The organism is Cypionkella sp. PAMC25878 (genome assembly GCF_058135695.1).
On record NZ_CM176871.1, the window covers coordinates 2,842,816 to 2,858,563 of the forward strand.

General features: G+C 62.3%; 15 protein-coding genes and 2 pseudogenes. 3 read left to right on the forward strand and 14 right to left on the reverse strand.

The annotated features are described in order from the left end of the window. The first annotated feature begins 103 nt into the window (after positions 1–103). On the forward strand, positions 104–1,210 hold the full coding sequence (locus tag ACS5RD_RS13815) for a cystathionine gamma-lyase (protein WP_489927900.1): 1,107 nt from the start codon (positions 104–106) through the stop codon (positions 1,208–1,210). A 71-nt stretch (positions 1,211–1,281) separates the two neighbouring features. On the opposite strand, the gene ACS5RD_RS13820 is transcribed toward ACS5RD_RS13815, so the two are convergent. From ACS5RD_RS13820 to ACS5RD_RS13880, 13 genes are all read right to left on the reverse strand, one after another. Then, positions 1,282–1,938, reverse strand: a complete 657-nt coding sequence (locus ACS5RD_RS13820; protein ID WP_489927901.1) for an SDR family NAD(P)-dependent oxidoreductase — start codon at positions 1,936–1,938, stop codon at positions 1,282–1,284. 365 nt (positions 1,939–2,303) lie between these two features. Then, the gene (locus ACS5RD_RS13825) at positions 2,304–2,537 is read right to left on the reverse strand and encodes a hypothetical protein (protein ID WP_489927902.1); all 234 of its coding nucleotides are present in this window, start codon (positions 2,535–2,537) and stop codon (positions 2,304–2,306) included. 49 nt (positions 2,538–2,586) lie between these two features. Continuing rightward, positions 2,587–4,050, reverse strand: a complete 1,464-nt coding sequence (gene purF / locus ACS5RD_RS13830; RefSeq protein ID WP_489927903.1) for an amidophosphoribosyltransferase — start codon at positions 4,048–4,050, stop codon at positions 2,587–2,589. A 111-nt stretch (positions 4,051–4,161) separates the two neighbouring features. Continuing rightward, positions 4,162–4,767 carry a CvpA family protein gene (locus ACS5RD_RS13835; RefSeq protein WP_489927904.1) on the reverse strand — a complete coding sequence of 202 codons (606 nt, stop codon included), beginning with the start codon at positions 4,765–4,767 and terminating at the stop codon, positions 4,162–4,164. Positions 4,768–4,814: 47 nt separating this feature from the next. Beyond that, positions 4,815–6,173: a DNA repair protein RadA gene (gene radA / locus ACS5RD_RS13840; RefSeq protein WP_489927905.1), complete on the reverse strand. Its 1,359-nt coding sequence runs from the start codon at positions 6,171–6,173 to the stop codon at positions 4,815–4,817. Positions 6,174–6,204: 31 nt separating this feature from the next. Next, a complete protein-coding gene (locus ACS5RD_RS13845; protein ID WP_489927906.1) occupies positions 6,205–6,627 on the reverse strand; it encodes a paraquat-inducible protein A in 423 nt (140 codons plus the stop codon). Next, positions 6,624–7,322, reverse strand: coding sequence for a YoaK family protein (locus ACS5RD_RS13850; protein WP_489927907.1), 699 nt, complete (start codon positions 7,320–7,322; stop codon positions 6,624–6,626). The genes ACS5RD_RS13845 and ACS5RD_RS13850 overlap by 4 nt, the downstream gene beginning before the upstream one ends. A gap of 119 nt (positions 7,323–7,441) precedes the next feature. After that, complete coding sequence (locus tag ACS5RD_RS13855) at positions 7,442–8,209, reverse strand: DNA repair protein (RefSeq protein ID WP_489927908.1); 768 nt, start codon at positions 8,207–8,209, stop codon at positions 7,442–7,444. A 193-nt stretch (positions 8,210–8,402) separates the two neighbouring features. Beyond that, the gene (locus ACS5RD_RS13860) at positions 8,403–8,792 is read right to left on the reverse strand and encodes a hypothetical protein (protein WP_489927909.1); all 390 of its coding nucleotides are present in this window, start codon (positions 8,790–8,792) and stop codon (positions 8,403–8,405) included. Continuing rightward, complete coding sequence (locus ACS5RD_RS13865) at positions 8,789–9,535, reverse strand: ABC transporter ATP-binding protein (RefSeq protein WP_489927910.1); 747 nt, start codon at positions 9,533–9,535, stop codon at positions 8,789–8,791. The genes ACS5RD_RS13860 and ACS5RD_RS13865 overlap by 4 nt, the downstream gene beginning before the upstream one ends. Next, positions 9,532–10,326, reverse strand: a complete 795-nt coding sequence (locus ACS5RD_RS13870; RefSeq protein WP_489927911.1) for an MlaE family ABC transporter permease — start codon at positions 10,324–10,326, stop codon at positions 9,532–9,534. The genes ACS5RD_RS13865 and ACS5RD_RS13870 overlap by 4 nt, the downstream gene beginning before the upstream one ends. Beyond that, a complete protein-coding gene (alr, locus tag ACS5RD_RS13875; RefSeq protein ID WP_054004819.1) occupies positions 10,323–11,372 on the reverse strand; it encodes an alanine racemase in 1,050 nt (349 codons plus the stop codon). The genes ACS5RD_RS13870 and alr overlap by 4 nt, the downstream gene beginning before the upstream one ends. 205 nt (positions 11,373–11,577) lie before the next feature. Then, positions 11,578–12,357, reverse strand: a complete 780-nt coding sequence (locus ACS5RD_RS13880) for an L-fucose dehydrogenase (protein WP_489927912.1) — start codon at positions 12,355–12,357, stop codon at positions 11,578–11,580. 313 nt (positions 12,358–12,670) lie between these two features. On the opposite strand from ACS5RD_RS13880, the pseudogene tnpC reads away from it, so the two are divergent. Continuing rightward, a pseudogene (gene tnpC / locus ACS5RD_RS13885) lies at positions 12,671–13,473 on the forward strand (IS66 family transposase); the annotation flags it as partial. Between the two features lie 262 nt (positions 13,474–13,735). Continuing rightward, positions 13,736–13,932, forward strand: a pseudogene (locus ACS5RD_RS13890) (cation-transporting P-type ATPase); the annotation flags it as partial. A 188-nt stretch (positions 13,933–14,120) separates the two neighbouring features. On the opposite strand, the gene ACS5RD_RS13895 reads toward ACS5RD_RS13890, so the two are convergent. Continuing rightward, entirely contained in the window at positions 14,121–15,632 is a 1,512-nt protein-coding gene (locus tag ACS5RD_RS13895; RefSeq protein ID WP_054004822.1) for a replicative DNA helicase, read from the reverse strand. Positions 15,633–15,748 lie beyond the last annotated feature (116 nt).

A 15,748-nucleotide genomic window follows, 5' to 3' on the forward strand; every position in this document is an offset into this window, starting at 1 on the left:
ATCAAAGGGTTACAGAGTCGAGTTAAGGCTTTGTTAAGGTTTGCGTGCCGTTGCCATTTTGCCCGCACGCAGGCAGGATGCACCGAAATCATAGGGTGCTGCGATGACGGATAGTATGAAAATTCGAGCGGCTGATCTGTTGCATCACCGTTCTGCGGGGCTGAAAAAGGGCGATCCGATCAGCCTGCCCATCGTGCCTGCGGCGACGTTTCACCTGCCAGAGGTGGCCGGGGCGAGCCATATTTATGGCCGCAACGGCATAACGACTTGGGAGGCGGTTGAGGAGCAACTTGCGCTGCTGGAAAATGCGCCTTGCGTCAGTTTTCCATCGGGGATGGCGGCGATTTCGGCGGCTTTGATGGCGACGTTGAAAGTGGGTGCCAAGCTGATCATCCCAGCTGATGGCTATTATGTGACGCGGGTGCTGTCGGAGGGTTTTTTGGCCCCATTCGGTGTTGAGGTGGTGCAGATTGGCACGGCGGAGTATGCCGCTTACGATTTCAGTGGTGCTGCGGTGGTCTATCTTGAGACGCCTTCTAACCCCGGCCTCGATGTAGTTAATATTGCTGCGGTATCGACTCGGGCCCATGCTGCCGGGGCCCTGGTGATTGTCGATAACACCACGATGACTCCGCTGTTGCAGCGACCCTTGGATTTGGGCGCTGATCTGGTAGTGGCGGCGGATACCAAAGCGCCTGCGGGGCATTCCGATGTGTTGTTTGGCCATGTCGCGGGGCGAGACGCCGGCCTGATGGCGCGGGTGCGGGATTGGCGCAGGCTGTCGGGAGCGGTGCCGGGGCCATTTGAGGCTTGGCAGGTGCATCGCGGCATCGAGACGCTGGAAGTGCGGTTGGAGCGGATGTGCGCCAGTGCTGGAGTGATAGCGACCCGGTTGGCGGCGCATCGGGCGGTGGCAAATTTGCGCTATCCGGGGCTTGCGAGTGACGCTTCTTACGCAATTTCCAAAGCCCAGATGGCGGGGTTTGGCTTTCTGATCGGCTTTGAATTGTTGGATGAGGCGCGGGCGGAGCGGTTTTTGAGCGAGTGTCCGTATATCGTGCAATCGACCAGCTTTGGCGGCACCCATACATCGGGCGAGCGGCGGGCACGCTGGGGCGACAAGGTAGCGCCGGGGTTTATCCGGTTGTCGGTGGGGATTGAGCCCTTGGAGCCGTTGTGGGCGGCGATGGAAGTCGCACTGAACAGTTGAGCCAAGGCGATTTCCGAAGCGGAAATCGTGAACGGAATTTTTCTTAAAATTCCGGTGGATGCGTGGCGATGTTACAGCAGATTGATCAACCGTGCGGCCTCATCCCTCGGGTGGATCAGCGGGCTGCGGTCTTCGCCGGGGAAGAAGCGCGCGCGGGTGGCGGTGGGCATCGGGGCGGGTGTTTCAATGCGCACTTGCGGGCCGATCTTGACATTTTCGGCGGCCCAACTGCGGGCAAGGGCGATTTGCGCGGCTTTGGTGGCGCCGTAAGCGCCGAAGAATTTCTCGCCCGCGCGGGGATCGTCGAAAAACATCGCGGTTCCGTCTCCGGCACGGAGCAAAGGCTCGATCATCGGGATCAAGGTTCCGGTGGCGCGGACATTGGTGGCGATGCTTTTGTCCCAGTCTTTCACATCCAGCGAGCCTGCGGGGGCAAGGGGGGCTGCGTGGATCGCCGTGTGGACCCAGAGATTGAGCTGGCCCCAGCGTTGATGGATGGACAGGCAGAGATGCCGCATCGCATCATCATTGGTCACATCCATCGGGGCGAGGGTCAGCCCGCCCGCGCCGGGCAATTTCAGAGTTTTGACGCGATCATCGAGTTCTTCCAAACCGCCGACGGTGCGGGCGACGGCGACAACATGCCAGCCGCGCGCCGTCAGTTGCTCGGCGAGGGCCGCGCCAAGTCCGCGCGAGGCTCCGGTGATCAGGGCGAGGCGTTCGGTCATGGTTTTGTCCTTTGACGGCGGGTTTATGCAGCCCTCGGGGAGCCTCCGGCGGGGATATTTGAGCCAATGTGAAAGGGCAAGAGGCTGCGGCTATTCGGTGGCGTTGTGGCGCACGGCCCCTTCATGTATCGCGGCATTCGATAGCCTTTTGCGCCGATCCAATCCCAGAATTTGGGGAAATCGCGCTCTATCGTCTCGATACCCATCTGCATGACGCGGGTTTTGTTGCGCCGGAAATAGCTGGTGATGCTGTCGACCGAGATCCTCGGCAATCTCGGTCTTGGGTTTGCGCAGCACGAGGTTGCACAGCAGGGTCTAGCGGCAGGCTTTGACAAGGCCGTAGTTTTTGCGCGCCATGGAGGATTTCACCACGCATCGCGGTCGCGGCTGAGGTGGACGTAAAGCGGGGTGTCACCGAAAGCGGCTACGAGCTTGCCCGTCCACCAGGCAAGGTGGTTGTCGGGGTAAGCGAAGCGGTTAGGGCTCAAGATATGGGTGCGCGAGTGGTGTTCGGCGGTGAAATTGGTCATGTGCTCTGAGGCGACGGTGAAGGTTTTGGAGCCGCAGCGGTCGGTACCGAGCACGAAAACTTGGTTCATTTGGCACGCTTTACACAAGTTGCGGCAAGTCGGAATAGGCCATTGCGGCTTATTCCGCCGCTTTCATCTGGAAGCCTTCTTCGATTTTGTCCGACGGGGCGATGGGGTATTGGCCGGAAAAGCAGGCGTCGCAGTATTGCGGGGATTTGGCATCGCGGCCTTTGGCTTCGCCTGCGGCACGGTAGAGGCCGTCGAGGGTGATGAACTTGAGGCTGTTCACGCCGATCCAGTCGCGCATTTCATCCTCGGTCATGGTGGCGGCGAGGAGTTTGCTGCGTTCGGGGGTGTCGACGCCGTAGAAGCACGGCCAAGCGGTGGGGGGGGAGGCGATGCGGAAGTGGACTTCGGCGGCACCGGCCTCCAGGATCATGTCTTTGATTTTGCGGGATGTGGTGCCGCGCACGACGCTATCGTCGACGAGAATCACGCGTTTGCCTTTGATCAGGGCGCGGTTGACGTTGAGTTTCAGGCGGACGCCCATGTTGCGGATGGATTCCGACGGCTCGATGAAGGTGCGGCCCATGTATTGGTTGCGGATGATGCCCATCGCATAGGGGATGCCGGATTGTTGGGAATATCCGATGGCGGCGGGGGTGCCACTGTCGGGAACGGGGCAGACCAGATCGGCATCAACGGGGGCTTCTTTGGCGAGCTCTACGCCGATGGCGTGGCGGGTCTCATAGACCGAGCGGCCGCCGAGGATGGAGTCTGGTCGGGAGAAATAGACGTGCTCGAAGATGCAGAAGCGGGATTTCGAGGGGGCGAAGGGGCGGGTGGAGTTCACCTTGCCATCTTCGATCACCACCATTTCGCCGGGTTCGATCTCGCGCACGAAATCGGCACCGATGATGTCGAGGCCGCAGGTTTCGGAGGAAAGTGCCCAAGCGGAATCGCCGATGCGGCCCAAGACCAAGGGGCGGACGCCCAAGGGGTCGCGGACGCCGATCAGTTTGGTGCGGGTCATCGCGACCACGGAGAATGCGCCTTCGACGCGGCGCAGGGCGTCTTTGATGCGTTCGGAGATGTTCTTTTGGATCGAGCGGGCCATCAGGTGGATGATGCACTCGGAATCCGACGAGGATTGGAAGATGCTGCCACGCTCGATCAACTCGCGGCGCAGGGCGGCGGCGTTGGTCAGGTTGCCGTTGTGGGCAATGGCGGCACCGCCCATGGAGAACTCACCGAAGAACGGCTGCACGTCGCGGATCGCGGTCGCACCTTTTGATCCAGCGGTGGAATAGCGGACATGGCCGATGGCCAGCGACCCCGGCAGGGTTTCCATCACGTCGGGCTTGGTGAAGTTGTCTCGGACATAGCCAAAGCGGCGGGCTGAGTTGAAGCCGGTTTGCGGATCGTAGGATACGATGCCGCCGGCTTCTTGGCCGCGGTGTTGCAGGGCATGGAGGCCAAGTGCCACAAAGTTTGACGCATCGGACACGCCGATCACGCCAAAAATGCCGCATTCCTCCTTCAGCTTGTCATCGTCGAAAGGATGGGCATAGAAGGGTTGCATGGAGCCTCCGAATCCGGGTTCGTTCTGCGCCTTCCCTTTAGGCCCAACCGGGGGCGGTGTCACCCCCTGAAAACCCGGTCAGTTGCTGCAATGCGGCATAGCCGCTGTGCGTCAGTTGGAGGGCGCAGTTTCGGCGGCTGGGGCAATCTGCGGCAGCGTGCTGGTTTCTTTTGCGCAGGTGGCGGTCAGCTCGTTATAGCGCGCGACCACCCAGTTTGGCGCATCGGTGGGGACGGCTGCGTTAATATCGCCTTGGAACGAGGCGAAAATCTTGGCCGAGCGTGAATTGTCTACCATCGGCACGGTGTTGGCGGCAACGGCGCGGTCGTAGACCAGAAAGGCGATGCCAACCAGCAGCACGCCGCGCACGACGCCGAACAGGAAGCCTACGCCTTGATCCAGTCCACCGAGGACCGAGCGTTGCACTACCGAGGAGAACAGCGGGGTGAACAAAGCCGCGACGATCAGGCCAACGGCAAACACGGCGGCGAAGCCTGCGATCAGCGAGAGTTCGCAGTTTTCAAGGAAGGAGCCGACGGCAGGGATTTCCTTGACCAAAGGCTGCGCTTGGGCGGCGAACATATAGGCGAGCACCGCAGCACCCACCCAGCCAACAATCGCCATCGCCTCGCGCACAAAACCGCGCGAATAGGCGAGCACCGCCGACAGCACGATGATGCCAGCAACGCCCGCATCAACAAGGGTAAAACCTTCCATCTTCCGCTCCTTAAGGCTTAGCCCGCCCCAAACATTTCTCCGAGGCGTTAGCCGGCCCCGAACATTTCTCCGACGAAAGCGGTGAGATCCGGCATCTGCCGCACGTTCATGCCCTCGACTTGCCCGAGTTTAGAACCCTTGGGCGCGATTGCCTGTGAGAAACCAAGTTTTGCGGCTTCTTTCAACCTGTTTTCGGTCTGACTGACCGGGCGCAGGGCCCCGGAGAGGCTGATTTCTCCGAATAATACAGTTTCGGGGGGGATGCTGACATCTTCGCGGGCCGAAATCAGCGCCGCGGCGACGGCGAGATCGGCGGCAGGCTCGGTCACGCGCATGCCGCCCGCGACGTTGAGGAAGACATCAAGGCCCGCAAACGGGATGCCACAGCGGGCTTCTAACACGGCGAGGATGGTGGAGAGGCGGCCTGAGTCGAGGCCAACCACGGTGCGGCGGGGGGTGCCGAGGGGAGAGGGAGCGACGAGGGCTTGGATTTCTGTGAGGACGGGCCTTGTGCCTTCGATGCCTGCGAAAACGGCGGATCCCGGAGAAGGCTGACCGCGCTCGGACAGGAACAGGGCGGAGGGGTTCAGCACCTGTTGCAAGCCGTTGCCCGTCATCTCAAACACGCCGATTTCATCGGCCGGGCCGAAGCGGTTTTTCACGGCGCGCAGGATGCGGAATTGGTGGCCGCGCTCGCCTTCGAAGTAGAGCACGGTATCGACCATGTGTTCAACCACGCGCGGGCCTGCGATCTGGCCGTCTTTGGTGACATGGCCGACGAGGATGACGGCGACACCGCGACGTTTGGCGAAGGTGACGAGTTCGTGGCACGCAGCGCGGACTTGGCTGACCGAACCGGGGGCTGAGTCGACGGTATCGAGCCACATGGTTTGGATCGAGTCGATGATGGCGAGGCCGGGGCGCTCGGTGTCCAACGTTGTCAGAATATCGCGCAGGTTGGTTTCTGCACCGAGGGCGACGGGGGATTCGGTGAGGCCTAAGCGTTGCGCGCGCATTTGCACTTGGGCGGTGGCTTCCTCGCCCGAGATATACAGGCATTTGACGCCGTGGCGCGAGAAGGACGCGGCGGCTTGCAGCAGCAGGGTGGATTTGCCGATGCCGGGGTCGCCGCCGACGAGGATCGCCGAGGCGGGCACGAGGCCGCCACCCAGCACGCGGTCTAGCTCATCTATGCCCGACGAGGCGCGCGGCGAGGCTTCGCCGACAGTGGCAAGGTCGGTCAGGTGGATGGCGCGGCCTTTGCCGCCCAAGGCTTTTGGGCCTGCCGAGAGGGGGGCTTCCTCGACCAAAGTGTTCCAGCCGCCGCAGCCTTCGCATTTTCCGATCCATTTGCGATGCGCGGCGCCACAGGTGGTGCAGGTGAAGGTGGGGGAGTTTTTGCTCATTGGGTTTCAATGCCCGGAAATGCGGGATGCCTCAAGATGTTTCCGTTTTGTGCGAGATGAACAGCGAGGCGAGGATGCAGGCGGTGAACAGATAGAGGCCCCAAGCGGTCTCAATCGTGACATAGCCCGCACCCTTGGCGATGACGATGTAAAGCGCGATCAGGAACACCTCGGCCATGGCGAGTTTGCCCAAGGCGTGCAGGGCGGGGAGGGTTTGGGGCGAGAGCAGGCCGAAATGGATCAGCGCGAGGCCGAGGGTTTTGGCGAAGGGGGCGAAGATTGCAAGCGCCGTGACCAGCAGGGCAAGTGCGGGGTCGGTGCCCCACAAAGATTGCAGGCCGGTTATGACGGATATTTCATCCATGCCGAAGATCGGCAGTAGGGCGGCGCGCAACAGGGGGGCGAACCATGCGATCGGGAATAGGATCAGCAGGACAAGATTGGCGTATTTCACAGCAGCGCCAAGGTCAGCAGGATGGCGGCGAGGGGGAGCGAGAAGGCAAAACCGATCAAGCCGTAGCCCAAGGCGCCGACAATACCGCCAAGCAGGAAGGTGCCGAGCAGCTGTAGCAGGATGCTGAGTTTGGCGCGGTCGGCTGAGATCGGGCTATGGAAGGCGCGGCCGTAGACGGCGCGGCCCAGCTCAATCCCGACATCGGTGATCATACCGGTGGCATGGGTGGTGCGGATGCGGGCGTAGGAGATTTTGGTGATGGTGGCGTTTTGCAGGCCCATGATGAAGCACAACAGGCCAAGGCCAATCGGATGGGCGAGGCTATCGGGCAGTGGGCTTGCGCCCAACGCCGCGAGGGCTGCAAGCAGCGCGCCTTGCAGGCCAATGGGCAGGGAGTATTGCCGGGTGGGTTTATGGGCGCGGCCCCAGTTGATCACGATGGCGCTGGTGGCGGCACCGCAAACAAACAGGCTGATCGCGAACAGGCTTTGACCGACAAGTGCGAGGTTTTGCAGCACGAGATTATCGGCGAGGGCCGAGAGATAGCCGGTCATGTGTGAGGTATAGCTGCCGAGCAGGATAAAGCCCCCGGCATTGGCAGCGCCTGCGATGCCCGCGAGGATCAGCGCCAAAGCGCGGTCAGAGGCGGCGGCGCGGTGATGCGCTGCGATCAGCCGAACGCGGCGCAGGGCCATGGATTTTGGCCCGGTTGCGCGGTTTGGCTTTTCGGATTGGGGCTTTGGCGCGGGGGACATTGCGGCTCGGGGTTAAGGTCGGGGCAGTGTTACGCCGTGGCGCGCGCGGTGCAAGGGCGCTATTTGCCGGGCTTCGGCAAGGCGACCACATTGGCGTCGCGGTGATCCTCCAGATCGAAATCATAACCCAGAGTTGGCAGGATTTCTTTCAGATCGGCCTCCAGCCGTTTCATTTGCTTTTGCGCCTGCATTTCTTCGGCCTGCACATCGCCCATCCAGCGGCGGAGTTCGTCACAGGTGCGCCGCGCGATGGCCAGACGGTCGGTCAGGTGCTGCACTTCTTCCTGCCGCTGTTGCAGGAAGCTTTTGGCGCGGGCGACTTTCATGTCGGAATAGACCTGCGCCAGATCGCGGGTCTCTAGGCTCATCTGGGCTGCGAGTTGCAGCAATTCGGGTTCCAGATGTTGGAAATCGGGGTGTTGGCGCAGATGCTCCATCCGGGTGCGCATTGATTCGAATTCGGCTGACAAAGCGAACACTCCGGCGCGGTCGGCGGCATGGGCTTGGCGGTAGGCCTGCGCCACATCATCCATGCCGATGGCAAAGCTGCGGTGGCTGCGCTCCAGCCGCGCCATGCGGGTGTTAGCGGGCAGGTAGAAGGTCATCAGGACCAACAACAGGGTCAGGCCGAGTTGCAGCCACATGCCTGCGTTGGGCAGAGCCGTGCCGCCAAAGAACAAAGCGAATTGCGGCCAAGGCAGCAGGCCAAAGGCGGCGGCGAGGCTGGCCCCGATCAGCACCAAAGCCAGCACGACGATCAGGCCCTGCGCCTCAGTTTGCACCACGACGCGCGCCGCCTGCGCTGTCTCGCGCCAATTCACTGACATGATTACCCCACACATCCGCACAGCGGCTGGGCTTTGTCCCGCGCGCCTCTGGTCAATACCTTTCCGAATTATCGCAATTTTTGCAAACATTTTGCTTAAATCGCAGGGTGTTAGCGATCAAAGCTTCGGGCATAAGCTTGGTTGTGTCTGGATCGGAAACAGTGCTGCAATCTGTGCGGGAAATCGGCGCAGCTCAGGCAGAAAGCGCGGTATAGGCGAGCGCTGCGATCACCAATGCAGCGCAGAGAATCACCAACAGATGCGCCCAGCGGGGATGCAGGCCCGAGCGCCATGCTTCGCGCAGCCAATCTTGCAGCACATAGCCGTAGGTGAACAAAGTCATCGACCGGTTCATGCCGAGAAGGTCCGCGTCGGTGGGATGCCATGGCGCGAGCATCCAGAGCGTCAAAGCAATGCTGGTGATCACTTGCACCCAAGCCAGAATCCGATCATCCGAGCGCGCGTTCAGGCTGGCGATACCCGCGATGGCGATGGTGGCGGGTAGCAGGGTAATGGCAAGGGCGGGCAAGGGGTGCTCGACCAGTGCGATCAGCTGCGCGGCAAGGGTCAGCGGTTCGGTCATCTCACAGATTCGATGGGTCCGTCGGCGCGGCCATGGATGAATTGCTGAAGGTAGGGGTCGTCGGCTTGGTCCATGTCTGCCACCGGACCTGTCCAGCGGATCAGCCCATCATGCAGCATCGCCACGCGGTCGGCGATGGCGCGGACCGAGGACATGTCATGGGTGATGGTCATCGCGGTGGCACCCATTTCGGTGACAATCTCGCGGATCAGCGCGTTGATCACGCCGGACATGATCGGATCAAGCCCGGTGGTGGGTTCGTCAAAGAAGATGATCTCGGGTTCCGCTGCGATGGCGCGGGCGAGACCGACGCGTTTTTGCATGCCGCCGGACAGTTCGCCGGGGAATAGTTCTGCGACCTCGGGTTTCAGGCCGACGCGGCGGAGTTTTTCGATGGCAATGGCGCGGGCTTGGTCTTTGGGCAGTTTCATGGCGCCCCGCATCAGGCGGAAAGCAACGTTTTCCCAGACCCGTAGCGAGTCAAAGAGGGCACCGCCTTGGAACAACATACCAAAACGGGCAAGGAAGGCATCGCGATTTGCCTCGCGCACATCGGCGCCGTCCAGCGTGATGCGGCCCGAGTCGGGGGTGACAAGGCCGAGGATCGACTTCAGCAGCACGGATTTTCCAGTGCCGGAACCGCCGATGACCACCATGCTTTGCCCGCGCGGGATGGTCAGATTGACCCCGCGCAGAACGTGGTTTTTGCCGAAGGATTTGGCGACGCGCGAAAGCTCTATCATGATCCGAACATCAACGAGGTCAGTACGAAGTTGGCGGCGAGGATCAGGATCGAGGCGGTGGCGACGGCGTTCTTGGTGGCCGAGCCCACGCCCTGCGCGCCGCGACCGGAGTTCATGCCGTAATAGCAGCCGATCAGGGTGGCGATGAAGCCGAAGACAGCACCCTTGATCAATGAGGAGACCACATCGGGGGTTTGCAGGAAATCGACGGTGTTCTTGATGTAGCTGGCGCGGTTGAAGCCCAACTGCTCGGTCGAGACCAGAAAACCGCCCATGATGCCGATGATATCGCCGACGCCGACCAGCAGTGGCACGGTCAGAAACCCTGCCAAGACACGCGGAACGGTGAGGTATTTCATTGGGTTGGTGGAGAGGGTGGTGAGGGCGTCGATCTGCTCGGTCACCTTCATCGTCGCGATTTCAGCGGCGATGGAAGATGTGACGCGGGCGGCGATCATCAGGCCGACCAGCACCGGGCCAAGTTCGCGCACCATGCCGATGGCGACGATTTGCGGCACCACGGCCTCGGCGGAAAAGCGTTGACCGCCGGCGTAGATTTGCAGGGCGAGTGCCCCGCCCGTGAAGATCGCGGTGAGGCCAACGACGGGCAGGGAAAGCCAGCCGACCTGCATCAGGGCTGTGAAAAATTCACGGCGGTAGAAGGGGGGGCGGACGATATGCCATAGGGTCAGGGCCGCGTAGATCGCGATGCGGCCGATTGCGGCAAGGGCGTTGAAGGTGGCGCGGCCTAGGCTTGCCAGTGCCGAGGCGGGCAGGGCTAGAACGCTCACGCGGTGCCCTCGTAATAGCGCCGGATGTAGCGCGGGCTGAGGCTGGTCAGGATTTCATAGCCAATGGTGCCAGCGATATCGGCAAGCTCATCAACCGATTGATTGGGGCCGATGATGTCGAGAGAGCGGGGGATTTGCTGCAGGTGGCTGATATCGACGGTGATCAGATCCATCGAAACCCGGCCAATCAGCGGGCAGGGCGTGTCGCCATCCCAGAGCACGGCATTGTTCGACAGCGTGCGTGGCAGACCGTCAGCATAGCCCGCCGAAAGCGTGGCCACCACCGAGGGCGCTTCGGCGACCCAAGCGCAGGAATAGCCGACGGCCTCACCGGGAGCGACGTCGCGGGTCTGGATGATCGGCAGCGACAGGGTCACGGCGGGGCGGGCGGCCTCATAGGGGCGGCCGCCATACAGGCCGATGCCGGGGCGGGTCAGGTCGAAGTGGTATTTTGCGCCCAAGAGGATGCCGCCTGTGGCCGCGAGGGAGCGTGGCACGCCGGTACCGTTGGTCATCGCGAGGAAGGTGGCGAGTTGGGTTTCATTCAGCCCATGGTCGGGATCATCGGCGCAGGCGAGATGCGACATCAACAGTTCCGGGCCAGCTTCGAGCACGAAGGGGGCAATCGCCTCCCATTCGGGTTCCTCCATGCCGAGGCGGTTCATGCCGGTGTCCAGCTGCACGCCAAAGGCATGGCCGGGCAGCGATTCGAGGTGGCGGGTGACTTGATCGAGGCTGTTGAGCATCGGCGTCAGGTCGAGATCGCCGATCATATCGGTGTCGCCGCCCATATGACCCGACAGGATGCAGATTTGCGGACCTGGGCCGAGGACTTGCCTTAGGGTGGCGCCTTCTTCAGTGACGGCCACGAAAAAGCGGCGCGCACCGGCTTGGGCTAGGGCACGGGCGACCCGTGTGATGCCAAGCCCGTAGGCATCGGCTTTGACCACGGCAGCGGTCTGCACCCCCGAAGCGGAGGCTTTATCCAAGGCGCGCCAGTTGGCGGCGATGGCGTCGAGGTCGATGGAGAGGGTTGCTGTAGACATATCGTGGTTTTGACAGGGCCGCGCGCGGGGTCAAGGGGGAATTCGCGGGTGAGCGTGATAGGGGGGCGGCCTCGGGGGGCATCGAGCCCCCGCTCGACCGCTGCTGCCGCTGGGATTTTCTGGATAGCTGGCATCTGTGGAAGGTTTCGGAGCCCCCGGCGGGAGTATTTCAGAAAGAGCAACTTGGGAGGAAGGTGTGTTTGGGTCAGGTGCCGATGGCGCGGTCGAGATGGGTGTAGCCGCCGTCGACGAACAACCATTGCCCGGTGGTATGGGCGGAGCGGGGCGAGAGGGCGAAGACGGTGGTGGCGGCGATCTCGCGCGCCTCGGTCATGCGTTGGCCCAACGGAATGCGCGCGGTGATGCTGGCTTTTTGCGCGGCGGGGTCGGGGAAGCTTTGCAACCATGCCTCATACATCGGGGTCAGCACTTCGGCGGGGATCACCGCGTTCACGCGCACGCCCCAAGGGGCCAGGGCTGCGGCCCATTCGCGGGTCAGACCCAGTTGTGCGGCTTTGGCGGCGACATAGGCCGAGGTGCTGCCTTGACCTGTCACCGCCGTTTTGGAGGCGATGTTGACGATCGCCCCGCAGCTGGCCTTGAGGTCGGATTGCAGCAGATGGGCGAGGGTGTAGTAGTGCAACAGGTTTTGGTCGAGCGAGGCGCGGAAGGCCGCGGGTGGGGTGTCAAGATCAAGATTGTCGTTGGTGCCCGCGTTGTTCACCAAGCCGTAGATCTGGCCCCATTGGTTTTGCGCTTTAGCCACTGCGCGGCGACAGTCTTCATCGCGAGAGAGGTCAGCTTGTAGCCAGCCAGATTTGGGGCTGAGGGCTTTGAGTTGGTTCAGGAAGGCTTCGGGCGGGGCACGTCGGGCGAAGATGACTGGGATGGCGCCTTCTTCGGCGAGGGTTTGGCTGATAGCGGCGCCGATGCCTGCCCCGCCGCCGGTGACGATCACCACTTTGTCTTTGAGCCCCAGATCCATTGCTGCCTCGCTGCCTGATGTGTTGCGACATGCTGACCGTTGCAAGCTGGCTTGCCAAGGGGCAACGCTGTTCGTTCGGGTTTTGGACTTGGTCAGGCTTGGGCAACAGGAAACTGCCTATGACACCGCAAGCCTGACCGCGTGGCGATAGCGAGCAGGGGCAGGGAGTGTTGCTGCGGCGAGATATGGCTGACGCGGCGGCGGCACTGGATGTGCGGGAACAAGGTCAGAGCGTTGTCCCCGCGCCTGTCGATGCACTGGGCGAAAACGCCTGTGCGGCGCGGGGTGCTGTGGAAGGCCGCGACGGGGACCCCGCGCCCCGGTTCTCGACCCGGGGGCGAGAAAGACCAAAACCGGATACATCGGGGCCTTGGCCCGCGATGGCCGACCTTGGGGTGGCACGGCACCGCCGGGCGTGGTCTTTACCTATGTCCCCGGGCGGGGCGGGCAGCATGCCGAACGGATATTGCAGGGCTTCGGCGGCATCCTGCAGGTTGATGGCTATGCCGCCTACAAAGCCTGATCGCGCCCGACGGGACCGGTCCCGGCATCCAACGTGCTCATTGCTGGGCGCAGGCGCGCCGCAAGCTGATCGAGATCACCCGCACCGGGCCCGCGCCGATTGCAGAGGAAGGTGTGGCGCTCATCCGTGATCTCTATGCCATCGAGGCCGACATCCGCGGCAGCGACCCCGCCGCCAGACTGGCCATACGGGAGCAACGCTTTACGCCGATCTTCGCCCGCATCGATGACTGGTTGATCCACCACTGCGCCCGCGCCTCTGCGAAATCGTCCCTCGGCGAGGCGCTCACTTACATCGCCAAATACTGCGGCGGTCTTGGTCGCTTCTTGACAGATGGCCGCGTCGAGATTGACAACAACACCGTCAAACGCACCATCCGCCCCATTGCCCTCAACCGGAAGAACGCCATCTTCGCGGGTCATGATGCTGGCGCCGAAAACTGGGCCGTCATCGCCTCGTTGATCTAAACCAGCAAAATGAACAACGTCGATCCTCACGCTTGGCTGGCGGCAAGGCGCATCGCCATCGTGCAGGGCCACAAACAGAGCCATTTCAAAGACCTGCTTCCGTGGAACTTCCCCGTCACGGTGTGATCGGGACACCGCTTACTGTTGGCCTATCTTGTCGGAGATGTTCCGGCGGGGTTGGCGGCATTGTGGGAGCTGTTTCACGAAGGTCGGCTCGTCATTGATCAATTGATGTTGGGGCATCGCCGGAAGGCGCGGTCTTGCTAGCGCTGTTTTCGCTGTCGAGGGGGAAGCATCGCGCTCTGGGGCGGGCGCGGCGTTGATGGTGCTGCGCCCCGATACGGCGCTGCGGTTGCGCGAGGATGACAGCCAATTGGAGGTTGCGGGGGCGGCGCTAGTGCGGGCGGATGTCGGCATTGCGATGGGGCTGCGGGCAATGAGGTGGCATTGTCGTCCGCCGATGTGGCGCTGCTGTCCGCCGATGTGGCACGGCTGGCGCTGGCGCGGGTGATCAAGCAGAGCCTTGGCTTGGCGCTTGCTGCTATGGCGGTGCTGAACGGGCGGCGCTTGCTGCGCGATCCGATCCCGGGTGGGGCGATCTTGAACCGGGGGCGGTCTCGGCCCCCATCGAGGGGGCGCTCGACCGCGCTGCCGGGGGATGGGGTGTTGAGCGGGGCGGATGGCGCTGGCCTGCGCCTCCGGCGGGGATATTTGCGCCAATGTGAATGGCAGGGGCTCGGCACTGTGTCAGGCTGTGCGGTGGGCTGGCGACCCTAGAATCCCACGTCGTCGCCGGGGCCGGAGCCTTGCCATTGTTTGGCGAGGTTGCCAAAGCGGGTGAAGCGGCCCTCAAACGACAGCTCGACATGGCCGATCGGGCCGTGACGTTGCTTGCCAATGATCACTTCAGCCTTGCCACGCACGCTTTCCATGGTGACCTGCCATTGCGCCATTTTTTCCAGCTCGTGATCGCCGGGCTTTTCGCGTTCTTTATAATATTCATCGCGGTAGACGAACATCACCACATCGGCGTCTTGCTCAATCGAGCCGGATTCGCGCAGGTCTGACAGTTGCGGGCGTTTGTCTTCGCGGGATTCCACCTGACGGGAGAGCTGCGACAGCGCGATCACCGGGATGTTGAGTTCTTTGGCGATAGCCTTCAGACCTTGGGTGATTTCCGAGACTTCCTGTACCCGGTTGTCGCCTTTGCCGGTACCTTTCAGCAGCTGCAAATAGTCGATGATCAGCACATCGAGGCCATGCGTGCGTTTGAGGCGGCGCGCGCGGGCGGCGACTTGGCTGATTGGCAGCGCGGGGGTGTCGTCGATGTAGAGCGGGCAGGATTCCAAGGATTTTGCGGCTTCGACGAATTTGCGGAATTCATGTTCCTGCATGTCGCCGCGGCGGATTTGCTCGGAGGGGACTTCGGAGGCTTCGGACAGGATACGGGCGGCGAGTTGCTCCGAACTCATCTCAAGGCTGAAGAAGCCGACGACGCCGCCCTCAACCGCGCCCTCGTGGCCGTCATGGGTGCGGCCGCGTTTGTAGGCTTTGGCGATGTTGAAGGCGATGTTGGTGGCGAGCGAGGTTTTGCCCATCGACGGGCGTCCTGCGAGGATCAGCAGGTCAGAGGCGTGCAGACCGCCGAGTTTTTTATCGAGGTCAATCAGGCCGGTGGAAATCCCGGCCAGACCGCCGCCGCGCTGATAGGCGGCATTGGCGACGTTGACGGCTTCGGTCACGGCTTTCAGGAAGGACTGGAAGCCACGCTCGGCGACACCTTGCTCGCCGAGTTTATAAAGCCGCTGCTCGGCCTCGATGATCTGGTCTTTCGGTTCGGAGTCGATTTCAACCTTGGCGGCTTTGGCGGTCAGATCGCGGCCCAAGGCCATCAGTTCACGGCGCACGGCGAGATCGTAGATCATCTGGGCATAATCGCGCGCGGCGTAGGAGGAAATCGCGGCCCCGGCGAGGCGGACGAGGTAGGAGGGGCCGCCGAGTTCTTTCAGGCCTTCGTCGTCCTCGAAATAGATTTTCAGGGTGACGGGGGAGACGAGGGCGTTTTTCTGGATGCGGGCAGCGCTGCGTTCAAAGATGCGCTGATGCACCGGGTCAAAGAAATGCTCGGGCTTCACAAGGGAAGCAATGCGGTCATAGACATCGTTATTTGTAAGGATCGCGCCCAGCAGTTGCTGCTCGGCCTCGATGTTATGCGGCAGCGCCTCGGTTTCCGGGGCGGCGGCAAGGGCAGGTGGCATCGGGCGGAGGGTGGCAAGTTCGTTCATAGGCTGCCTCGTGTTCTGACCCAGACGTACCGGGCAAGGGGGCGTTATTGCCCCAAATTGGCCCGCCGCGATAGCAGGCATATCTCTGTAGATAAGTCAGCGTTGAGTCGTGGTCA